This is a genomic window from Rhizobium leguminosarum (genome assembly GCF_004123835.1).
GTDB classification, from domain to species: domain Bacteria; phylum Pseudomonadota; class Alphaproteobacteria; order Rhizobiales; family Rhizobiaceae; genus Rhizobium; species Rhizobium leguminosarum_M.
Map to the genome: position 1 here is coordinate 18,077 of NZ_MZMU01000028.1, position 22,697 is coordinate 40,773.

18 protein-coding genes and 1 pseudogene are annotated in these 22,697 nt (G+C 61.5%); 9 read left to right on the forward strand and 10 right to left on the reverse strand.

Going from position 1 to position 22,697, the window contains the following annotated elements:
* Positions 1-23 precede the first annotated feature (23 nt).
* Genes B5P46_RS33665 through B5P46_RS33695 form a run of 7 tightly spaced genes read left to right on the forward strand, consistent with a single transcriptional unit; the run spans position 24 to position 8,774 of the window.
* The gene (locus B5P46_RS33665) at positions 24-1,016 is read left to right on the forward strand and encodes an ABC transporter permease (protein WP_129422496.1); all 993 of its coding nucleotides are present in this window, start codon (positions 24-26) and stop codon (positions 1,014-1,016) included.
* 1 nt (position 1,017) lies between these two features.
* Positions 1,018-2,022 (forward strand): sugar-binding transcriptional regulator, encoded by a 1,005-nt coding sequence (locus B5P46_RS33670; protein WP_033183272.1) that lies wholly within the window; start codon positions 1,018-1,020, stop codon positions 2,020-2,022.
* On the forward strand, positions 2,019-3,014 hold the full coding sequence (locus tag B5P46_RS33675) for an aldo/keto reductase (protein WP_129422497.1): 996 nt from the start codon (positions 2,019-2,021) through the stop codon (positions 3,012-3,014). The genes B5P46_RS33670 and B5P46_RS33675 overlap by 4 nt, the downstream gene beginning before the upstream one ends.
* 12 nt (positions 3,015-3,026) lie before the next feature.
* Entirely contained in the window at positions 3,027-4,775 is a 1,749-nt protein-coding gene (locus tag B5P46_RS33680; protein ID WP_129422498.1) for a glycerol-3-phosphate dehydrogenase/oxidase, read from the forward strand.
* Positions 4,748-5,590, forward strand: coding sequence for a class I fructose-bisphosphate aldolase (locus tag B5P46_RS33685; RefSeq protein WP_129422499.1), 843 nt, complete (start codon positions 4,748-4,750; stop codon positions 5,588-5,590). Before B5P46_RS33680 ends, B5P46_RS33685 begins: the two co-directional genes overlap by 28 nt.
* 32 nt (positions 5,591-5,622) lie before the next feature.
* Positions 5,623-7,152 carry an FGGY-family carbohydrate kinase gene (locus B5P46_RS33690; RefSeq protein ID WP_129422500.1) on the forward strand — a complete coding sequence of 510 codons (1,530 nt, stop codon included), beginning with the start codon at positions 5,623-5,625 and terminating at the stop codon, positions 7,150-7,152.
* 2 nt (positions 7,153-7,154) lie between these two features.
* Positions 7,155-8,774: a GMC family oxidoreductase gene (locus tag B5P46_RS33695; RefSeq protein ID WP_432431494.1), complete on the forward strand. Its 1,620-nt coding sequence runs from the start codon at positions 7,155-7,157 to the stop codon at positions 8,772-8,774.
* Positions 8,775-9,153: 379 nt separating this feature from the next.
* On the opposite strand, the gene B5P46_RS33700 is transcribed toward B5P46_RS33695, so the two are convergent.
* On the reverse strand, positions 9,154-9,357 hold the full coding sequence (locus B5P46_RS33700) for a cold-shock protein (protein WP_018480679.1): 204 nt from the start codon (positions 9,355-9,357) through the stop codon (positions 9,154-9,156).
* 112 nt (positions 9,358-9,469) lie between these two features.
* Positions 9,470-9,982: a hypothetical protein gene (locus B5P46_RS33705; protein WP_129422587.1), complete on the reverse strand. Its 513-nt coding sequence runs from the start codon at positions 9,980-9,982 to the stop codon at positions 9,470-9,472.
* A gap of 373 nt (positions 9,983-10,355) precedes the next feature.
* Between B5P46_RS33705 and B5P46_RS33710 the strand changes: the two genes are divergently transcribed.
* Positions 10,356-11,468 carry a hypothetical protein gene (locus B5P46_RS33710; protein WP_206735446.1) on the forward strand — a complete coding sequence of 371 codons (1,113 nt, stop codon included), beginning with the start codon at positions 10,356-10,358 and terminating at the stop codon, positions 11,466-11,468.
* A gap of 67 nt (positions 11,469-11,535) precedes the next feature.
* Here the strand turns inward: B5P46_RS33710 and B5P46_RS33715 are convergent.
* Together B5P46_RS33715 and B5P46_RS33720 are read right to left on the reverse strand one after the other, a co-directional pair.
* Positions 11,536-12,142, reverse strand: a pseudogene (locus B5P46_RS33715) (class I SAM-dependent methyltransferase).
* Positions 12,143-12,311: 169 nt separating this feature from the next.
* Complete coding sequence (locus tag B5P46_RS33720) at positions 12,312-15,191, reverse strand: helix-turn-helix transcriptional regulator (RefSeq protein ID WP_129422503.1); 2,880 nt, start codon at positions 15,189-15,191, stop codon at positions 12,312-12,314.
* Between the two features lie 381 nt (positions 15,192-15,572).
* Here B5P46_RS33720 and B5P46_RS33725 point away from each other — a divergent pair, with 381 nt between their 5' ends.
* Positions 15,573-16,418 (forward strand): alpha/beta fold hydrolase, encoded by an 846-nt coding sequence (locus tag B5P46_RS33725; protein ID WP_129422504.1) that lies wholly within the window; start codon positions 15,573-15,575, stop codon positions 16,416-16,418.
* A 44-nt stretch (positions 16,419-16,462) separates the two neighbouring features.
* On the opposite strand, the gene B5P46_RS33730 is transcribed toward B5P46_RS33725, so the two are convergent.
* Genes B5P46_RS33730 through B5P46_RS33755 form a run of 6 tightly spaced genes read right to left on the reverse strand, consistent with a single transcriptional unit; the run spans position 16,463 to position 22,676 of the window.
* Entirely contained in the window at positions 16,463-17,206 is a 744-nt protein-coding gene (locus B5P46_RS33730; protein WP_129422505.1) for an ABC transporter ATP-binding protein, read from the reverse strand.
* On the reverse strand, positions 17,203-18,057 hold the full coding sequence (locus tag B5P46_RS33735; protein ID WP_129422506.1) for an ABC transporter ATP-binding protein: 855 nt from the start codon (positions 18,055-18,057) through the stop codon (positions 17,203-17,205). The genes B5P46_RS33730 and B5P46_RS33735 overlap by 4 nt, the downstream gene beginning before the upstream one ends.
* The gene (locus tag B5P46_RS33740; RefSeq protein ID WP_129422507.1) at positions 18,054-18,989 is read right to left on the reverse strand and encodes an ABC transporter permease; all 936 of its coding nucleotides are present in this window, start codon (positions 18,987-18,989) and stop codon (positions 18,054-18,056) included. The genes B5P46_RS33735 and B5P46_RS33740 overlap by 4 nt, the downstream gene beginning before the upstream one ends.
* A gap of 4 nt (positions 18,990-18,993) precedes the next feature.
* A complete protein-coding gene (locus B5P46_RS33745) occupies positions 18,994-20,091 on the reverse strand; it encodes an ABC transporter permease (RefSeq protein WP_129422508.1) in 1,098 nt (365 codons plus the stop codon).
* 5 nt (positions 20,092-20,096) lie between these two features.
* Entirely contained in the window at positions 20,097-21,683 is a 1,587-nt protein-coding gene (locus B5P46_RS33750) for an ABC transporter substrate-binding protein (RefSeq protein WP_129422509.1), read from the reverse strand.
* Positions 21,684-21,725: 42 nt separating this feature from the next.
* A complete protein-coding gene (locus B5P46_RS33755) occupies positions 21,726-22,676 on the reverse strand; it encodes a dihydrodipicolinate synthase family protein (protein ID WP_129422510.1) in 951 nt (316 codons plus the stop codon).
* Positions 22,677-22,697: the final 21 nt, after the last annotated feature.

Consider the following 22,697-nt stretch of genomic DNA (forward strand, 5'->3'; position numbering starts at 1 on the left):
AAGCAGGGGCAGGAGACAGGGTCATGGCGGACGCTACATTGGCAACGGCACATCAGGCACACGCGCCCGGCTGGAAACGGCTGGGGACGATGCGCGAGGCGGGATTGATCGCGATCATCCTGGCGCTCTGCATCGTCATGAGCTTTGCCTCGCCGCATTTTCTGACGCTCGGCAACTTCCGGGCGATGCTGATGTCGTTCTCGGTGGAAGGGATCGTCGTCGTCGGCATGACCATCCTGTTGATCGTCGGCGGCATCGACCTGTCGGTCGGCTCGGTCGTCTGCTTCTCGATGGTGCTGTCGGGCTCGCTGTTCCTGATGGGGCTCGATCCATGGAGCGCTTCCCTGATCGGGATCATTGCCAGCGGCCTGATCGGCTGTGTCATGGGCTTCTTCGTCACGGTCGTCGGTCTCAACCACTTCATCACCTCGCTTGCGGCGATGGTCATCGTGCGCGGTATCTGCCTGATCATCACCAAGGGCACGCCGCTGTCGCTGTTCACCTTGCCGCCCTCGTTCAAGGCGGTCGGGCAGGGCACATTTTACGGCGTCCCCTATGTGATCCTGATTTTTGTCGCGGTCGTCGTGCTGTTCGATTTCCTGCTGCGCCGGGCAACCGCCTTCCGCAAGGTGTTCTACACCGGCAGCAACGAGAAGGCGGCGCTCTATTCCGGCATCAAGACCAACCAGGTGAAGTTCTGGGTGACGGTGCTCTGCGCCACGTTGTCGGGTGTTGCCGGGGTGATCTACATGTCCCGCTTCGGTGCCGCGACCCCGACCTTTGGCGTCGGCATGGAGCTCAACATCATCGCCGCCGCGGTGATCGGCGGTGCGTCGCTGAATGGCGGTTCCGGCACGATCCTTGGGGCAATTCTCGGCATTGCCCTTCTGTCGGTCGTAACAAGCTCGTTGATCTTGCTCGACGTGTCTGTCTATTGGCAAGACATGATCAAAGGCTGCATTCTGCTTGCTGCCGTCTCGATCGACCATTTCCTGCACAAGCGGAAGGCTGCCTGATATGCCGATAGCCAAACTCAAACCCGCAAATGCGCCGCGCGAGGAAATTGTCATCGCCCGGCAGATGCACCAGGCTCTGGTCCTGCATTTCCTCGAGGGACTGACACAGGCGCAGATTGCCGATCAGCTCGGCATCTCGCACGCTACCGTCAACCGCTTGATCAAGCGCGGCCGCCAGCTCGGCCTGGTCGAGATCAAGATCAAGTCGCCGGTCGAGCCGCTGGTCGATATGGAAGAACAGCTACGCGCGCTTGGCGGCATCGGCCGTGCCGTGGTGGTGCCGACAGTGTCCGACAATCCGCAGACGGCGCTTCAAGCCGTCGGCGAAGCGGCAGCAAGGTTGCTGCTGGAAGAGATCACCGACGGCGATACGATCTGCATCACCGGCGGCAAAGGGGTGAGCGCCGTCGTTGCCGGTCTGCAGCCACCGCGTCGGTTCAATGTCGAGGTCATTCCCGCAACCGGCTGCGTGCAGGGTAAACACTATACCGACGTCAATCATGTCTCGACCTTGATGGCCGACCGGCTTGGAGGACGTTCCTACCAGATCCACGCGCCCCTCTTTGCCGACGATGCCGAGCAGCGGGCGATGCTGATCAACATGCGTTCCGTCGCAGACGTTTTCAAACGGGCGCGCGAGGCGAAGGTGGCGGTGGTCGGCATCGGCTCGATCCTGTCGGACGATTCGAGCTACTACGACCTGCATCCGTCCTCAAGCACCGACCGCGCTGCGATCGAGCGCTCCGGGGCCTCCTGCGAACTGCTGGCGCATCTGCTCGATGATCATGGCCAGGTCTGCGACTACAGCCTCAACCGTTCGCTGGTGTCGCTGACGCTGCCGGAATTCGCCTCGATCCCCACCAAGATCGGTGTGGCGAGTGGGCCGAACAAGGCAGGCCCGATCCTCAGCGTTCTGCGCGGCAATCATCTGGATACGCTGGTGACCGATGAAGCGACGGGTGCGCGGGTGCTGGCACTGGCGAATGGCGAAGGAAAATGGGCATGAGCGGACAGCAATTGACACGTGAGATCGGCAAATCGGGCGTTTCCGCCTCGGCAGTGGGACTCGGCACCTGGGCGATCGGCGGTTGGATGTGGGGCGGGACCGACGAGGCCGAATCCATCGCCGCAATCCAGGCATCGCTCGATGCCGGCGTGACGCTGATCGACACGGCGCCGGCCTATGGGCTTGGACGTTCCGAGGAGATCGTCGGCAAGGCGTTGGTTGGGCGCCGCGACAAGGCTGTCATCGCCACCAAATGCGGCCTTGTCTGGCATACGCAGAAGGGCCGTCATTTCTTCGACCAGGACGGCAAGCCAGTCCACCGTTATCTCGGCCGTGATGCGATCCTGCATGAGGTCGAGGAAAGTCTGAGGCGGCTCGGAACCGACTATATCGACCTCTATATCACCCATTGGCAGGATCCGACGACCTCGGTCGAGGAAACGATGCGGGCGCTGGAAGACCTGCGCATATCGGGCAAGATCCGGGCGATCGGCGCAAGCAATGTCAGCCCCGACGACCTCAATGCCTATATCGCTGCCGGTGGTCTCGATGCGATCCAGGAGCGGTTCAGCATGATCGACCGGGAGATCGAGGCGGAGCTTCTGCCGCTGAGCAAGGCCAACAGCATTGCGACGCTGAGCTACTCGTCGCTGGCGTTGGGGTTGCTGTCCGGCACCATCGGTCCTGACCGGGTGTTTTCCGGCGACGATCAGCGCAAGGGCAATCCGCGCTTTTCAGTCGGCAACCGCCAGAAGGCGACGGCGCTGGCCGACGCCATCCAACCGATCGCCGAAAAACACGGCGCCAGCATCGCCCAGATCGTGATTGCCTGGACGCTGGCGCAGCCGGGCGTCACCTTTGCACTTTGCGGGGCGCGCAATCCGGCACAGGCGCTCGACAATGCACGGGCCGGGACCGTCCGGCTGGATGCGGCCGATCTTGCCGCCATCGATACAGCCATAGCGGCGAAACTGACTGACATGGACAGGTAGCGGATCGCCATCATGAAACGGCAAGAGATATTGGACGGGCTCCGCCAGAGCCCGAAGGTGGACGTGTGCGTTATTGGCGGCGGCATCAACGGCATCAGCGTCTTTCGGGAGCTGGCGCTGCAGGGGCTGAATGTGCTGCTCGTCGAGAAACACGACTATTGCTCCGGTGCCAGTTCGGCGCTGTCGCGCATGGTGCATGGCGGGCTTCGCTATCTTGAAAACGGCGAATTCAAGCTGGTGCAGGAATCGCTGGTCGAGCGGGACCGGCTCCTGCGCAACGCACCGCATTACGTCGCGCCGCTGCCGACAACGGTGCCGGTGTTCGATATATTTTCCGGCCTCGGCAATGGCATCGTCCGCTTCCTGGGCCTCAGCCGCCGCCCGAGCCGGCGTGGCGCCGTCGCCATCAAGGCGGGCCTGAGCATCTATGATTTCCTGACCCGCAAGCGGGCGCTGATGCCGCGCCACCAGTTTCGCGGCCGGCGCACGACGCTTGCCAAGTGGCCGGCGCTTAATCCCGACATCAAGAGTTCCGCCACCTATTTCGACGCCTGGGTCAGCCATCCGGAGCGGCTGGGCATCGAGCTTCTGCAGGATGGTCTTTCAGCAAAATTCGGGGCGATGGCGCTGAACTATGCGGAACTGCGGCGGGCAGAGGATGGCCAATATCGGATCGAGGACCAGATCGACGGCGCGACCTTTGCCGTCGACCCGGCGCTGATCATCAACGCCACCGGCGGCTGGATCGACATCGCCAATCAGACCCTGTTTTCGCCAGAAGCGCGGCCGGCACCGTTGATGGGCGGCACCAAGGGCTCGCATCTGATCGTCGACAATGCGGACCTGCGCGACGCGCTCGCGGATCACATGCTCTACTATGAGAACGAGGACGGGCGGATCTGCATCCTGTTTCCCTATCTCGGCAAGGTTCTCGTCGGTTCCACCGATATCCGCGTCGATGATCCGGAAACGGTGCGCTGCGAGGCGGACGAGCGGGATTATATCTTGCAATCGCTCGCCTTCGTGCTGCCTGATATCGTCATCCGGCCTGAACAGATCGTTTTCCAGTTTTCCGGCGTGCGGCCGCTGCCGGCCAGCACCGACAGTTTTACCGGCCGCATTCCGCGCGATCATTTCTGCACGGTGGTAGAGCCGAAGGATGGTGGCCCACCGGTCCTGTGCATGATCGGCGGCAAATGGACGACATTCCGGTCCTTCGGGGAACTGGCGGCCGACATGGCTCTGGAAAGGCTGGGCTGGCGCCGCCGCGTTCAGACAACCGATCGGCCGATCGGCGGTGGTCGGGCATTTCCCGCCAGCACGCCCGTCTGGCTTGCGCAGGTGGCGGCAAGCAAAGGCCTTTCCGGCCGGCGCATGGCTGAGCTGTTTGCCCGATACGGCACGGATGCCGAGGCGGTTGCCGGTTTCATCGCGGCAGGCCCCGATGCGGTGCTGCCGCACACCGGCTACTCGATGCGCGAATTGCAGTTCCTGATCCGCTGTGAAGCGGTGGAACATCTCGACGACCTGATTTTGCGGCGCACGACGCTGGCGGTTTCGGGCGAGCTTTCTCTCGACATGGTGGATGCCGTACTCGACCTGCTGGCGCAGGAAAAGCGCTGGACGCCCGCGCATCGCGCCCGTGAGCGCGAGCGTTTTGTCACCCTTCTCACTGAACGCCACGGCGTCGACGAAGGCATGCTTTCCGCAAGGAACGAACCAAGGAGCACAGAATGCGACACAACAGCAAAGTCCGGATGAACCGGCTGTTCGGCGGCGACCGCTGCCTCGACGTGGCGATCGATCACGGCGTCTGCAACGAACCGTCTTTCCTCAACGGGCTGGAGGACATTCAGGCCGTCGTCAAGGCCCTGGTTTCTGCCGGGCCGGATGCGATCCAGATGAATTACGGCCAGGCCGACCTGCTGCAGGACGTGCCCGGCAAGGACAAGCCGGCGCTGGTCATGCGCATTGACATGGGCAATCCCTATAACCGGATCCGCCACCGCGACATGTGGGCGGTGCTGCAGAACGAGGGCGAGCCGTTGATTGGCGCGATCGAAATGGATGCGGCCTGCGTCGTCGTCAACCTGTTCATGCTGCCGGACGAGCCGGACCTGTTCCGCCAGTGCGTGCAGAACATTTCCCGCGTCCGGGCCGATTGCGACAAGTATGGCATGCCGCTGATGATCGAGCCGCTGGTGATGCAACCGGTGACGGAAAAGGGTGGCTACATGGTCGACGGCGATGCAGATAAGATCGTTACGCTGACGCGGCTCGCCCGTGAGATGGGTGCGGATATCGTCAAGGCGGATCCGACCACCAATGCCGAGGATTTCCACAGAGTGGTGGAAGCAGCCCGTTGCCCGGTTCTCGTCCGCGGCGGCGGCAAGGAAGATCTTCGCGCCGTCTTCGACAAATCCGCAGCATTGATGCGGCAGGGCGCAATGGGCATGGTCTATGGGCGCAACATCTATCAGCACGCCAATCCGAGTGCCGTGGTGCGCGGGCTGATGGCGATCGTGCACGAGGATGCGAGCGGCGAACAGGCCTTTGCGCTCTATCAGCAGGGTTGAGCAGCAATCTCGAACCTTGGGAGGGGTTACGCATGGGAGACTATCTTTTGGGGCTCGACGCCGGAAACACCGTCATCAAGGCGGTGATTTTCGACCGGGCAGGTAACGAGATCGCGGCTGCGTCGGAAGAGGGACACAGCCGCATGCCGAGCCCGGGGCATGTCGAGCGAGGGCTGGACGAATTATGGGCGAATGCACGGCAGGTCATCCGCGCCTGCATCGAAAAGGCAAGGATTCAGCCGGAGGAAATCGCCGCGATCGGTTGCGCCGGGCATGGCAACGGTCTCTATGCGCTTGATCGGGACGGCGCTCCGCTCATCGGAATCCAGTCGCTCGACACCCGGGCGGCCGGGCTGGTCGATGAATGGCGAGAGGCCGGCGTTGGTGACCGGACCTATCCGATTGCCCGCCAGCGTCCGTGGCCATCCCAGACGCCGACATTGCTTGCCTGGCTGAAGCGTCACCGGCCTGAACTGTTCAACCGCATCGGTACGGTGTTCTTCTCCAAGGATTTCGTCGTCAACCGCCTGACCGGCCGCCGCGTCAGCGAAGTATCCGACATGTCGGGGGCCGGTCTGCTCGATCTTGCCGCGCGCCGCTACGACAAGGCACTGATGGAGGCCTATGGACTGGGCGATTGCTTGGATCTGTTGCCGCCGCTCATCGAAAGCGCCGACATTGCCGGTACGGTGACCGAAGAGGTGGCGACGCAAACCGGGCTCGCCGCCGGTACGCCTGTGGTTGGCGGACTGTTCGACGTCGTCGCCTCGGCGCTCGGCTCCGGCGTTTCGCGCACCGGCAGTGCCTCGATCATTGCCGGCACCTGGAGCATCAACCAGGTCGTTATAGACGGTCCCGATCTCGATGGGCCGGTCTTCATGTCCTCGACTTTCGATCGCAGCCGCTACATGGCGATGGAAAACAGCGCCACCTCGGCGGCCAATCTCGAATGGCTGGTGCGGGAGTTCTTCGAAGGCGAGCATGCGGAAGGCGTTTCGCCCTTCGATGCCTGCTGTGCGCTGGCCGGGGCAATCGAGCCCGCGGCAGACGATCCGCTCTACCATCCCTATCTCTATGGCGCCCAGCAGGACGGGCATGCACGCGCCGGCTTCTACGGCATTGCCGGTTGGCACACAAAGGGGCATCTGGTTCGCGCGCTTCTCGAAGGTGTCGCCTTCGGTCATCGCCAGCACATCGAGACGATCCGAAAGGCAGGCGCGGTCTTCAACGAAGCCGTGCTGTCCGGTGGCGGCTCGCGCAGTCTGATCTGGCCGCAGATCTTTGCCGACGTGCTCGGCGTTCCGATCAGCGTTGCCCTCTCGCGCGAAACCGGTGCACTGGGGGCGGCGATTGCGGCCGGAACCGGCGTCGGCGTCTTTACGGACTTCGGCGCTGGCGCTGCGGCCATGGTTCGGACAGAGCGGCATTATCGCCCGGATGTCTCGCTTGAGGCGCATTACGCGCGGCGCTACGCTCTCTATCAGGATATCGCCGAAGCGATGGCACCGCTCTGGCGGCGTCTGACGGCGGTCCCGCCGACGGCAGCGGGGGCGGCGGCGTGAATATGCGTGTGAATGATGCGGCCATTGGTGCGGGCAGCTACGACTACATCATCGTCGGCGCGGGATCGGCGGGATGCGTTCTGGCCAACCGGCTGTCGGCCGATCCGAAAACCAGCGTCCTGCTGCTCGAAGCCGGCGGCAGCGACCGCTATCATTGGGTGCATGTGCCGATCGGCTATCTCTACTGCATGGGCAATCCGCGCACCGACTGGATGATGAAGACGGCGGCGGAAGCCGGCCTCAACGGCCGGGCACTGCCCTATCCGCGTGGAAAAGTGCTGGGCGGCTGCTCGTCGATCAACGGCATGATCTACATGCGCGGCCAGGCGGCCGATTACGACGGCTGGCGGCAGGCGGGTAATACCGGCTGGGGCTGGGACGACGTGCTGCCCTATTTCCTGAAATCCGAGGACAACTATCGTGGCAAGTCACGGATGCACGGGGCAGGCGGCGAATGGCGGGTGGAAAAGCAACGGCTTTCCTGGCCGATCCTCGATGCCTTTCGCGATGCGGCCGAAGAACTCGGTATCCCGAAGACCGACGATTTCAACGATGGCGACAATGAAGGCTCGGGATATTTCGAGGTCAACCAGCGCGGCGGCCTGCGCTGGAACACGACCAAGGCCTTTCTGCGCCCGGCGATGAAGCGGCCCAATCTGCGTGTTCTGACCGGCGCCGAAACCGAGAGGCTGGAATTCGACGGCAGAATGGTGACCGGCGTGTGGTTCCGGCTGAACGGTCAGAACCATCTGGCTCGCGCCGGTCGCGAGGTCATCCTGTCTGCCGGTGCGATCAATTCGCCGAAAATCCTGGAGCTTTCCGGGGTCGGTCGACCGGATGTGTTGTCCGCTGCCGGATTGGACGTCGTCCATGAACTTCCGGGTGTCGGAGAAAACCTGCAGGACCATCTGCAAATCCGTACGGTCTTCCGCATCGAGGGCGCAAAGACGCTGAACCAACTGTATCACAACCTATTCACCCGGGCGGGTATGGGGCTTGAATATATGCTGCGCCGGTCCGGGCCGTTGTCGATGGCGCCGAGCCAGCTCGGTATCTTTGCCAAGAGCGATCCGGCTGTTGCGACCGCCGATCTCGAGTATCACGTGCAGCCCTTGAGCACCGACCGGCTCGGCGAGCCGCTGCACAAATATCCCGCCGTCACCGTCTCCGTCTGCAATCTGCGGCCGGAGAGCCGGGGGACCGTGCATGTTTGCGGCCCAGACTTTTCCGTGGCGCCGGAAATCCGCCCGAATTATCTTTCGACCGTCGGCGACCGGATGGTTGCGACGAAATCGATCCGGCATGCCCGCCGGCTCATGGAGGCTGGTGCCATCGCCAAGTACCGGCCGCAGGAGATGCTGCCGGGCATGGAATACCGGACTGACGAGGAGTTGATCCGTCGCGTCGGCGATATCGCCACAACGATCTTCCATCCGGTCGGCACCTGCAAGATGGGCAACGACATGATGGCGGTTGTCGACCCGCAATTGCGGGTGCATGGGCTGGCGAAACTGCGGGTGGTCGATGCCTCGATCATGCCGACGATCGTGTCGGGCAATACCAACTCGCCGGTGATCATGATTGCCGAGAAAGCCGCGGAGAGCATTCTATCAGGGGCGTGATGCGCTGATCTCTTCGCCGTGGTAGCTCCTCGCATTGTCTAAAGCGACTGCGTGGAACATCCTTTTTGTCAGGGAGAAAATGCTCTGGTTGCCGCCCTGCGCTGGCATGAGCGTCGTCACGCGTCATATTCGGGATTTGCAAGGCGCGGGCGTTCAACGACACGCCCAGACCTCGATCGCCGGCGTTTCGGCTTAAAGCATGTCGCGCAAAACTGTGCAGCGGTTTTGCGACAACGATATGCGCAACACAAAGACCTAAAGCGCGATGAGCGAATCTGAAAGATCGCGACGCGCTTTAGAATACGAGGGCATTCGCGCCCACGGCTCGTGAGGATGAGCCCAGCCCGCTCAACGCAGGCTGGGCCACCTTCGATTTCGATCAGATGGTCGAGACGTTCTCAGCCTTCGATTTTCCGGTCTTGCGATCCTGTCCAACTTCGAAGCTGACCTTGTCGCCTTCGCGGAGCGACCCGCCGCTCTGCAGCGCAGACACGTGAACAAAAACGTCCTGTCCGCCACCCTCAGGGGTGATGAAGCCGAAGCCCTTGTCGTCATTGAAGAATTTAACGGTACCTGTCGGCATGAGATAACTATTTCCTTGTATCGTTCGACGATTTGCGAAGGCGAAACTATAGCTTCGGCGCTTCTCTATCAACCCTTTAGCACGCCAGAGGCTCTTTGAACGCAAAAAGATATCAGCTCCGACGAAGGTCAATGCGGCTCGTAACAACCGATCGACCTGTAGCGGGGTCGGTATCGACGGTTGTGAGACGCATGCCCGATGCCCCGGTTTTTTCGATCGTCATCTGCGCACGTCGGTCACCATTGACCTCTTTCGCCCATTTGATCGCGAGGCTTATGGCATTACCAGCGCGCTTTCCGCCTAGACCCGCAGTGCCGGTGCCCGCGCCCACATAGGAGCCGGTGTAGCTGTCACCGCTGGCCTTGAGTTTAGCGCTGATGACACGGGAAAAAACGACGAGACTGGTGCAGCGTCCATTGAGTGCAAGGGAACTTGCATTCGCGTCCGACTTGAAACGGCAAGTGACTTTAATCGTGGGTGCATTTGTCCGCACTTTCACCGTACCCTTACCGCTCCAATTTCCCGCCAGTGTTTTGAGGAAGGCGGACTCGTCGGCGTGGGCGGCGCCGGCCGTGAGCATTGACGCCGTAGCAGCGGCGATGGCGCAGGCAAGGATCTTAATCATCTGAGTAACTTTCGGGCCACGTAACATCCGCATCATGACGCTTGGCTCTTCGAGGAGGAGGGGTGTCATATAACCGCTCGGCGATGGTTTGGTTCCGTAGGTGAGGCATTCGATCGCGTTCTCAACGCAGTGCGGACGTTTTCAACAAGATCAACGTACAAATGATGCCCACGAACGCTGAAAGGGATTGCCGATCTCCCGCCTCAGGCTTTAGATCGGTCTTACACAATGAGATTGTGCAAGCCGGCCGCAATGACGTCAATTCCGCTATAGCGCCGCGCGTTTTTTCAGATGCGCAAAGGACGCGGCAGCGCTTTGAATTGCTGCCTCATTGGCCGCTGCCTGAGCTTGCCAGCCCATTGCGCTGTCACCTATGAGGGGTCCGACGCCATTGCCTTCACTTGTTCTTCCTGGTCGCCCGCTTTCGTTGGCGCGCAACGTCATCTCCACGCCGAATGCTTACTTCTGGGCAACGCCCATCATCCTCGCACTGGCTGTCTTTCTATTCGTCTCGGAAGCACCAGGGGTGATCCGCGATTTCCAGATCAGCCAGAACCCTTTGACGCTCGAAAATGGCGACGTGCAAAACGGGCGATGCACGACACGCAAGGCAGTCTTTACCGATTGCGAGGCACGCCTGGTCTACAGCTACGGTGGACGAGACTACGATACCGAAGTCGAGGTCATGTTCGTCGATTTCCATACCGGCGACTACGAAACGGGTTTGGTGATATCAGCCGATCACCCGGAACTTGCGACGATGAGCCTGGGTCTGGACATGCTCTGGAACCGGATCATCACGCTTACTGTGTTCGCCGTCCTGCTTGGCGGCATGGGCCTGGGGATGATTTTTCTCGGTATCCGCATTTGGTGGGTCAAGGGCCAACTGCTTCGGCCTGCCTTGCTGACCCCTGTCCCGGTCGAGATCACCGCATTCGACCGCAAACGCGGCGTCCTTTCCATCACCTATAATGACAAGATCGCCGACGACAAAACGGGACGATCGGCTTACACGCGCATGAAGAATGGAGAGGAGCCTCTGATCGTCGGTGAAGCCAATGGCAAGGCGATCGGACTGGCCGTCAGGCACGGCAATACGGCCCTGCCGGTGCTTCTCGACGATCGTCTGCAGCGCGTGGAGCTTACGGATAATGAGCGCACGGCAGCTCTTGCACCCTTTGCGTATCAGCAAGAACACGACGGGAATGCGCCGGTTTTGATTGAAGAACCAAAAAGGACGGTATCGATCTGGAAGCGGCTGCAGTTTTTCTTCGGTGTGTTGCTTCTGATCGTCGTCGGTGTGGTCGGCTTCTGGCTTTGGTACGTCACGACCTCCACGACAGCATTCCAGTCGCCTGGCATGGACATCAACAATCTCATGCCAGCGCCGTTGAACGAGTGGGGATGCGAGCAGCTGAAGAAGCGGTTCGCTCAGGATCGCGCCCCGTTTGGTTGCGTCGCCGACGATTATACGAGCTGGAAATAGAAAGATGGCGCCCGCTGTTTGATCGAGCCTTCACGGTCGGTGGCGGACCGGAGAGGCCGAAACCGCGTCACTCCGGTCTGCGAGCGTAAAACGTGTTCCACCCATCGCCGTCACGGTTGACCCTGTGTGCGTCCCATTCGAGAGTCAGGCCCGCCTGCTTGATGCACAGCGCGAAATCGTCCCGGCGCCAGTAGGACATATGGTAGGCGCCGCTCGTCTCCCCGTCCCCATCACGCATCGACACCAGGAAGACGCCTCCCGGCCGTAGCGCAGCGACGATCTTTTCGAGAACTGGGCCGGTCTGGTCACGAGGCACATGTATGAACACAGAGAGCGACGACCGCGTCATAGGGTCCGCCGAGATCGTCGGTGATGACGTTGAGGAGTTCGCCCTTCTTGCCGCGCGCGGCCTGCAGTTCTGGAAACCGTCGCGTCGCATCGGTTCGCCTTACCGAAACGCCCTGTGTCTCCAGGAAATCCGCATCCCATCCGGCCCCCGACCCGATCTCAAGGATCTGGCCACCCTTGCCGGCGGCGGTAGCGACCTGACGCAGTGCCGCCTCGAGGCTCGGCCAGGGAAACTGATCAACGATGCGACTATAGTCATCGGCGCAACCTTCATACGAATCGATCGTGCGCAGGGTGTTGGCCAAGGTGGCGGAAGAGATGTGCATTTGACCTCCGGATGTTCGCATTTGGGCGTCGCTCTGGGCGCCATATAGCCATCCTCGGTCTAAGGCGGGCATAAGCAAATCAGGCAACATGCCTAGACGATGAAATAGGAATGCGATGCTTGTGTCGTGCGGACGACAGATAGCGGAAGCGCAGCCAGACAAGCGAACTTCAGGCGGGATCAACGATCCGAAGCCGGTGGGCTATTGCGGCCGCGGCGCCGCGGCTGGGGACGGAAAGCTTGCTCAGGATGTTGGAGACATGAACGCTCGCCGTTTTCGAGGAAATGAACAGATTGACGGCGATTTCGCGATTGCTCTGTCCCGCGGCGAGAAGCCGGAGCACCTCGAATTCCCGATCCGTCAGGCCGAGTGGTGCCTTCGGCATGCCACCCTCCTTCCCGTTTCCAAGATCAATGCGGGCCTTTTCGGCGAGGGTCTCGATCTGATTGCCTAGAAGTGAAGCGCCGGTCGAATGGGCAAGGTCCGCGCCTCGCCGGAAGTGGCCTGCACCCTTCGCGCGCTGGCCGGCATTCACTGCAGCACCGCCGGCCTGCATAAGGGCATATGCCTGCCGAAAGGGCTGGCTCAAATCAGCCCAGCTTTGGGCAACCGCTTCCCACGCTTCGAGGGCGGAACCCGTCGAGCGCGACATCTCGGCCAGGATGCCCAGCCTCTCGGCTTCCTCCACCACATTGCGGCACGGGGACCGAGCGGCAATGTCGGCGAAACGCCGCGCCACATCTTTCTGGTTCGTATCAACGGCAACGCGCATCGCCGAGGCCAGGAGTGGCCAAGAGACGCGTCCTTGTTTTTCGCAATGGGTCAAGACGGATCTTACCAGGGTCGCAGATTGATCCATGTCACCCGCCAGCGCGCGGCTTTCGATGTCAAATCTCAACAGATTGGCCGCCATGCGGCTCGCAACCTGAGGGCCGGGTGGCAGACTGCGCAAGGATCTCGCCGCAACGGTAATTCGATCCGAGTTCCCCAAGACCAAGGCGATCTCCGCCTGGCATTCCAAAACATGAACGAGCCCCAGCGGCAACGGATCCAATGCCGCCATTCGCTCGCATGTCTCAATGGCTTCGGAAACGCGGCCCAAGGCGAGGAGAGCGCGGCACAAAGGCGAACCGATTAGCGCCCCGATATAGCGCGCCTGGCCGAACTCGACTGTCCGCGCAAAGATCGCCGGTCCGATTTCGGTGACCTGAGGATATTTTCCGGTCTCGAGCAGGGCTCGAAGCAACGCGGCGCCCGCCAGCACCTCGACTCGTCCGATGGAGGCCTGCCTGGCGCGGTCAATGACGCTCCAGAGACTATCGATGTGGTAACTGCCCGACGCCATCTCCAAAGACTCTGCGACGATCAGCGCCTCTATGCGGTACTCCTCGTCATCGAGCCTTTCAGACAGGTCCTTCAGTTCGTCGCCCAAGCGCCTGGCGCGATCAAACTCTCCCCTTAATATCAGCGCGCGGGAAAACTGTCCCAGTCCGTCCGCGCGCAGCCTTGTGGAATCGAGCGCATGATCGAGCGCGCGCTCGAGGTCGGCGATCTCGCCTGGGATAAGCGCGTGTTGACGCATCACCGCGCGCTGCAGAAGAAGCGCTGCCAGTTGCTCCTTGTCGCGACCGACATCCACTTCGGCGAGCGCGCGTTCGACAAAAGCCAACCCCTGTTCCGCCTCCGCTGCCCAGCAGGCCGCATCGGCAGCGAGTTCCAACACCTTGCAGTGATCCGCGCCGATCACTTCAACCGCATCATCGACCTCGGGCCATACTGCCAGCACGAGCTTCAGCATTTCCATCTGGTCTGCATAGGCGAAAGTAGCAGCGGCCTCAGTGGCGGATTGCCAGGCCCATCGCAGGCAATTCTCGGCTTGGCCGGCGCCGTACCAATGGCGCGCGAGCGCAACGGAATGCCAAACCCGGTAGCTTGAAACCGATCCGCGTTCGAGCACGTCCGCATAGGCGCGATGGATGGCCACCTTTTCGCCGGCGATCAGGTCACCTCGCACCGCTTCGTGGATCAGTGCGTGGCGAAACGCATATCCATCATGATCAGGCACCAGGATCCCAGCAAAAATCGCAGGACGCAGCCATTCTGCCAATTCAAGGTCGGCTTTGTTCGCGACGCTGCGAAGAAGCGCATGAGTGATATGCGGGCCGCCGAGCGCCATCACCTTCAACAGCTCGGCCGTCGACGTCGGCATGTCCCTGACGGCTCTCAGCAGGTAGTCGTTGAGCGAACCAGGAAAATCTCTGCGCAAGCCTCCGCTCGCATCGATGAGTGCCTCCGTGAAAAGCGGGATTCCGCAGCACCGCGCATGGACCTCATTGATCAGCGCGGGTGTTGGCGGGCGTCCCAGGAGTCCCTCGAGTTGCACGGCGACCTCCGCGCGCTGAAGGCGGGGAAGCGTCAACAGCTCAGCAGCCTCGGAAAGTGAGAGGTCCGCGATGGTCGTCCGCAGGGCGTTGGTGGCGCTGGTCTCCTCGGGTCGATAGGTGACGATCAGCATGAGCCGAATTTTCTTCAGCCGTGTCGCGAGGAAACGAAGCAGATCGCAAGTTGCCTGGTCGGCCCAGTGAATGTCCTCGATGACCACCACGAGCGGCGTCTCCCGTGCCAGCTCCTCGAACAGCTTTCGCAGCACCTCGAACAGCCGCGCTCTTGCGGTGCCCGCATCAAATCTTTCAGAGCTCTCGCCGAATTCGGGAAGAAGCCAGGCCAGTTCTCGCGCACCCTCGGCGCCGACAAAGGATTTGACTGCCGGCGCGCCACGCAGCTGAACAAGTTCATGCAGCACAGCCGTTACCGGTGCGTAAGGCAATGCCGATTCCCGCTGCTCAATGCACCCGCCTTTCAGAATCAGGGCACGGCCGGACAGTCGGTTGGCAAACTCTTCAACCAGCCGCGTTTTGCCGCCGCCTGCTTCTGCCCCGACAAGAAAGGAACGTTGCCGCCCGCCGGACACATCTCGGAAAGCGGATTCCATCGAATCGAGTTCAACTGCACGGCCTGAAAACCGAGACCTTCTGAGGGATGTCGACACAAGATGCTCCGAAACCTGAAGTTCGAGATTAGCAGAGATGAAGACATAGTCATCCCGACGGTGCAGAGTAGCGATGCGGAGATCCCAAGCGCCGGCGATGTTCAGTCCCCGGAACCCTGACCTGCATCCGACTGGATCACTTTATGCCGCAAAAATGGTTTTTGCGGCCTGTCCTACTCAAAATGCCCGATGCGGCACCACCCACCTTAGCCACAGGATAGGGAACATGCAGACGTTACGGGATGTCTGCGAGAATCTTTGAGGCGTCCAGCGAGAGCAGCAGATCCCGACTGCAAGTTGGTCCGCTCTGCCCTGGACGCCTGCAGATACGAAGACCTACGATTTCGCTGCTTCACGAAAGCCAAAAAAGGATGCCGCCAAGTGACTGAACGTATGATCAAGTTTGACGACGTCGAGATTGCCACTCAGGCTTTCGGCAATCCGGCGCATGAGCCGATCCTGCTCATCATGGGCGCCATGGCTTCAATGTTGTGGTGGCCGGACGGCTTCTGTCAAAAGCTTGCTGATCACGAGTTTTATGTCATCCGCTACGACAATCGAGACACCGGCCGCTCGACGATCTACCCGCCGGGCGAGCCGCCCTATGCAATGGACGACATGGCCGAGGACGCCATCAGGATACTCGATGGCTACGGCATCGACGGCGCCAATCTGATCGGAATGTCGTTGGGGGGCACGATCGCCCAGATCACCGCACTGTCAAACCCGAAGCGCGTCAAGACATTAACGCTGATCTCCACCACGCCGGTGGGCGTTGATACCAGTGCTCTACCCCATACCACCGAAGCCTACATGGAGCACGCAGCGACGGGTGAGCACGTCGATTGGACAGACAATGCCCAAGTGATCGAATTCCTCGTCAAGGATACACGGATGCTCGCCGGTTCGGCGCACCCTTACGACGAACGGCAGGCGCGCGCCTTTGTTGAACGTGACGTCAAACGCGCCAAAAACTTCGTCAGCGCCACCAATCATTTCATGCTGAAGGGCGGCCAGACCTTAAGGGGCAAACTGGCTGAACTTGCCGCGCCCCTCCTTGTCATACACGGAACGGCTGATCCAATTTATCCCGTTGAGCACGGCGAATTGCTGGCACGAACAGTCAAGGGAGCGAAGCTCATTCGGCTTGAGGGCGGTGGCCACGAAATTCATATCGAGGATTGGCAGGAGATCATTTCTGCTATCGACGCCCATTGCGGTTCGTAGCTTGGTGGCGTCAAAAAAGCAGGTAGGGCCATGCCGACCAACAGCTACGCCCTTCCGTACATCCTGCTCGCGCGCAGCAGGCGTTGCGAATAGGGATGTTCGACCGCACCTTTTCGTAAGGCGCCGACATCGACCTGTTCGACGATCTCGCCCGCTTCCATGATGGCGACGCGACTGCACATGTGCGAGACGACGGCGAGGTCGTGGCTGACGAGCAGATAGGTCAGACCGCGATTGACGCGCAAATCCTGGAGGAGATTGAGGATCTCGGCCTGAACCGACACGTCGAGCGCCGATGTCGGTTCGTCGAGAAGCAGTACATCCGGATCGAGCATCAGCGCACGGGCGATCGCCACGCGCTGCCGCTGGCCCCCAGACAGCTGGTGCGGAAATCTGTAGCTCAGCGCCGGATCGAGGCCGACCGATCTCAGGACGGCGTTTATGTCGACGGAGTTCGTGTCCAGTCCTTGATTGCGCAGCGGCTCTTTCAGCTGTGAACGGATGGTCTTGCGGGGATGGAGGGATCCGTAGGGGTCCTGGAACACCATCTGCACTTGGCGGAAGAATGGCCGACTGCGCCGTTGATTCAACGGCTCGCCTTGGAGCTCGATCCGGCCGTCATAGTTGGCGTTGAGGCCGGAAAGCGCCCTCAGGACAGTGGACTTCCCGCAGCCGGACTCGCCGACCAGGCCGAAGGCCGTCCCCTTCTCGATGGAAAGGCTTACATCTCTGACGACAGGCCGCTGGCCATGTCCGAAACGGATGGTGAGATTGTCGATTTTGATCACCGCGGCGGCTCCAATGCGGGTTCGTCGAGCCAGGCGGGATCCCGCTTCAGGATCGGCAGCCGGGCGGGTGGATCCTCGATCGTCGGCAGAGATGCCAGCAACCCTTGCGTATAAGGATGTCGGGCCTTGTCGAGATCGCGCGCTTCGAGCACTTCCACGACCCGCCCGGCATACATGATGAGGACGCGATCGCAGAAATTCCGGATGAGATTGAGGTCGTGGCTGATGAAGATCAGTCCGAGATTGCGGCGCAAGACGAGGTCGTCGAGCAGAGCCAGGATCTCGAGCCTCACCGTCACATCGAGCGCTGACGTCGGTTCGTCAGCGATCAGCACTTCGGGTTCGGCAATCAGCATCATGGCGATCATCGCCCGCTGGCCCATGCCGCCCGAGATTTCGTGCGGATAAAGGCGGGCCACACGCTCGGGATCACGGATCTGGACGGCTTCGAGCATATCGAGCGCTTGGCTGTAGGTCTTGCTCTTGCTCGCCCTCGGATGATGGAAGCGGTAGGTCTCGGCGATCTGTTCGCCGATCCGCATGACGGGATTGAGCGAATATTTCGGATCCTGCAGGATCAGGCCGATCCGCCGCCCCCTGATCGTCATCATCGTTTTTTCGGTCGCCTTGAGCAGATCGACGTCGCGAAAGCGCATCCGCTCGGCATTGACGATCGCCGTCGGTGGCAGCAGCTTCATGATCGCGCGGCCGACGGTCGACTTTCCCGACCCGGACTCGCCGACGATCCCGAGCTTTTCCTGTCCAAGCGAAAAGCTCACGCCGCGCACGGCCCGCACCTGTCCGCCGCCGAAGGCGATTTCGAGGTTCTTAATATCGATCAAGTCAGTCATTCCGAACCTCGGGGATCGAGAACATCGCGAAGCGCATCGCCGACGAGGTTGAAGGCGAGGCTGACCAGCGCGATGGCAATGCCAGGTGCTGCGATGACCCAGGGGCTGTCGAGCATGAATTCACGTCCGCTGGCGGCCATCGAACCCCATTCCGGCCATGGCGGCTGCGCGCCGAGGCCGAGAAAACCGAGGCCGGCGGCAGTGATGATGATGCCGGCCATGTTGAGGGTGACGCGGACGATCACCGAGGGAATGCACATCGGCAGGATGTGACGAGTGATGATCGCGATTGATGTCGCGCCCTGCAGGCGTACGGCGGCGATATAGTCCGCCTTGCGAAGGCTGAGCGTTTCGGCGCGCGCCAGACGCGCGATCGGCGGCCAGGCGGTTAGCGAAATCGCGATGATTGCATTGGTGATGCCTGGACCGAGCGCTGCGGCAAAACCCAAAGCCAGTACGAGGCCGGGGAAGGAGAGAAAAATATCGGTGATGCGCATCAGGATTTCATCGACGATGCCGCCGAAATAACCTGAGACGGTGCCGATCAGCAGACCGAGCGGTGCGACGATGACCGTGACGAGCGTGATGATGTAGAGCGTCGTGCGGGCGCCATAGATCACCCGGGAAAAGACGTCGCGGCCGAAATTGTCGGTGCCGAGCCAATGGCTCGCGGATGGCGCGGCAAGCCGCCCGGCCATGTCCTGAACGATCGGATCGTAGCTCGTCAGCAGGGGTGCGGCCAGCGCCACGACGATCAGCAGCAGGATGATGGCCAATCCGGCGAGGCCAAGCGGGTGCAGGCTGAATTTCCGCCAGCCCTGGTGAATTTGCTGCGCCGATGACTGGAACCAGCCTCGAGGCTCCGGTGTGAGCAGCCAGTTGCGAAGGCCGCCGGTGTTGACGCTGTCTGCGTGCTCAGAGGAGATCGTCATGGCGTCACCGTGTCCTCGGATCAAGAATGCGATAAAGGAAGTCCGACAGGATGTTGATCGTCAGGAAGACGGCGCCGATCGTCAGCACCGAACCCATGACCACGTTCATGTCGTTCATCTGCAGCCCCCGGGTCAGGTACTGGCCGAGCCCCGGCCACCCGAAGACGGTCTCGATCAGCACCGCCCCCTCGAGCAGCCCGCCGAAGGTCAGCGCCATGATCGTCAGAAGCTGTACGCGGATGTTCTTGAATGCATGGCGCCAGACCACCTTGCGGGTGCCGAGCCCCTTTGCCCGCGCGGTGATGATGTATTCCTGGCTCAGTTGCTCCAGCATGAAGCTCCGCGACATGCGGCTGATATAGGCGACGGAATAGTAGCCGAGGATTGCCGCCGGCAGGATGATGTGGCCGGCCGCGTTGTGGAACACCTCCCATTGGCCCTGAATCGCCGCGTCGATCAGGAGAAAGCCCGTCATCGGCGTGACGAGGCCCTCATAGAAGACATCGATCCGGCCCGAGGCGCCGACGAGCTTCAGCTTCGCATAAAAGACGAAGAGCGCCATCAGCCCGGTCCAGAAGATCGGGATGGAGTGGCCGGCAAGGGCGACGATCCGCGCGATGTGGTCGATAATGGTTCCGCGCCTGACCGCAGCGGTGATCCCTAAGGGAATGCCGACGATCGCCCCGATGATCATGGCGATGATCGCAAGTTCGATCGTCGCGGGAAAGATCGTCATCAGATCGGTGAGGATCGGCTGGCCGGTCGTCGCCGACATGCCGAGATCGCCTGTGGCGATCTTGCCGACGTAGGAGAGGAACTGCATCCAGATCGGCTGCCCAAGACCCAGCTCGTTATAGACGCGATCGTAAACCTCCTTGCTGACCTCCGCCCCGGTGATGGCGAGCACCGGATCGGCGGGCAGCAGGCGGCCCATAGAGAAGGTCAGGAAGAGCAGGCCGAGCAGCGTCGTCACGACTGCCACGACGCGTCCCGCTAGGCGCTGCAGCAGGCTCAGTGCCGGGTGCGGGGCCGCCTCGGCGAACCCGCCCGCCGGGGAGTGCCGGCTGCTCCCCCCCTTCGATGTCATATCGGCGCTCGCCACGCGCTCTACTCCTTGGTCACGTCATGCCAGCGCGTCGACCATGTCGTATGCCCGTGATAGCCCTTCACGTTGGCGCGCATGACATAGGGGTCGGTTCGCTGGAAGAAGATGACCAGCGGCGAAGCCATGCCGGCATAGATGCCGTCCATCTTCTTGAAGATTTCGGTGCGTTTTTCCGTGTCGCGCTCCTTCATCGATTGGTCGATGAGCGTGTTGAGCTCGTCCACCTTCATGCCCGTGCGCCAGAGGTAATAGCTGCCGAGGCGTGCCTCGTCGCTATTGTCGGGGTTGAAGGCATATTGCGTGGCCACGGCGAAGGGATCGGGCAAGCGGGCGCCGGAATTGCCGAGCAGCACTTCGAATTTGCGTTCGCGGAAGGCGGGCGTGAACTCGCCGGGCACGAGCTCGAGATCGAGGCCGGCGGCGCGCGCGCTCGCCTGCAGCGCTTCGGCGAAGGGCAGGGTCGGGGCTCCCGACGGATTGAGCACCTTCTTCAGGCCATTGGGATATCCGGCTTCCGCCAGCAGCTGCTTGGCCTTGGCGGGATCGTAATCGTAGCGGACCGCCGCCTCATCGGGAGCGCCGATCATGCCGCGCGGGATCATCGACTGCCAGGGAAAGCCCGTATGGCGCATGATGTTGCCGGAGATCGCTTTCCAGTCGAATGCATGCTGGAAGGCCTCGCGAACCTTTGGCTTCTGCAGATCCGGGTCTTTCTGATTGAGGGCGATATAGTAGAAGCCGAGACCCGGGACATTCTCGATGACCATGTCCTTCTTGGTGGCGAGCGCATCGAGGTCGCCGCTTGCAACATACTGGCCGACATCGACGTCGCCGGCTTCGAGCTGCAGCCGGAGATTGCCGGATTCAGGGATGTGACGAGCGACAACGCGCGCCATGGCCGGCTTGCCGTCCCAATATTTCGGCTGCGCATTGAAGATCGCGACATCGTTCGGCCGCCACTGCGCCAGGCTGAATGGGCCGCTGCCGGCGGAATTGGCGGAAAGCCAGGCGCCGCCGAAATCGCCGTTTGCCTCGTGCGACAGCACCGTCTTCTTGTCGACGATGCCGATCGACGAGCCCGCCAGCGAATAGAGCACCAGATCGGTATTGACCGCCTGCGGCAGCTCGATCTCGAGCGTGTGTTCGTCTTTTGCGCGAACGAGCTTTTCGACGTTTTCAGGCGTGAAGCCCCAGAGCGCGACGTCGGTGGAGCCGACCTGGCCCATCTTGATGACGCGCTGGATCGACCAGGCCGCATCTTCGGCGGTCACCTTGTTGCCGCTCTGGAAGACCGCGTCGTCGCGTAGTGTCAGCGTGATGATCATGCCATCCGCCGAGACGCTCCATTGCGTCGCGAGCATCGGCTTCAGCGTTTTAAGATCGTCCGGCGACAGCTGCACGAGGTTATCGTAGAGATTCGAGATCAGCTCGGAAACCGTGCGGGCATTATTCTGCGCCGGATCGAGCGTCCTTATGCCGGTGAGATTGGTGCCGATCACCAGCATGTTGGGCGGCGACGCCGCGAAACTGGGCTGCGCCGTTGTCAGGGCGCCGGTAATTGCGATCGTTGTCAGTACTTGTCTCAGCATCTCAAGACCTCCCAATCCTGTTGTTTGTGGATAGTGTCGAAATCAGCCGGCCGCCTTTACGGCCGGCTGGTCTGAATGATTTTGAATGTCGCCTTCGGCCTCCCAGCCTTGAAGCAGCCGATGAAGCTCCTCGCGGTCATGCTGGTCGAGCTGCGGCAATCCCGGCACACGCACGGGACCGACGTCGAGACCGGAATAGGTGACGGCTTCTTTGACGACGGTCACGTTCGCACCATTGCGGAATTTGGTTCGCATCCGCTCGAATGGCTCGAGCTTGTTGACGATCGCCCTGGCGGCGGCATAATCGCCTTTTTCAAGCGCAGCGTGGACCCCAAGCGAGAGCTTCGGCGCGACATTGACGAGGCCGGATGTGAAGCCGCGCGCACCCGCTGCGGTAAATGTCGGCGCCCAGCTCTCCGCCAGGCCGCAGACGAACAGCGCGCCGTCGGGGCTCGCCGCCGGGATCGCCCTCGACAACAACATCAGATCGGTCGTGGCGAATTTGATGCCGGCAATATTGCCGTGATTTGCGAGGCGGACGATATCAGCGACGGCGAAGCCATCCGCCCTGACATAGGCGATGAGCGGCAGGGCGGAAGCATCCGCAAGATTGCAGAAATAGTCGATCTGGGCCGCAGGTGCTGCGAAAGGATCGACGGGCTGATGCGACATGACGGCGGATGCGCCGATCGCGGCCGCATCTTTCGCCATGCCAATCGCCTCGCGCAGCGACCGGCCGATCGCCGCCGTCACCGGCGCCTTGCCGGCAACGCCTGAAACCGCCGCCTCATGGACGAGCCTGATCTCCTGCGGCGTCAGAGCATAGAATTCCCCGGTATTGCCGGCAGCGACGATGTTGTGAATACCCGCTGCCGCCACCCGCTCATAGACCTTCGCCGTGATCCGGGGTTCGACTTCCCCCTTGCCGTCATAGGCGGTGACGGGAACACCCGATACGCCTGTAAGCGCCTTGCGCATGGTTGCGATGCTCATCTTTCTCCCCCGTTATCTTTC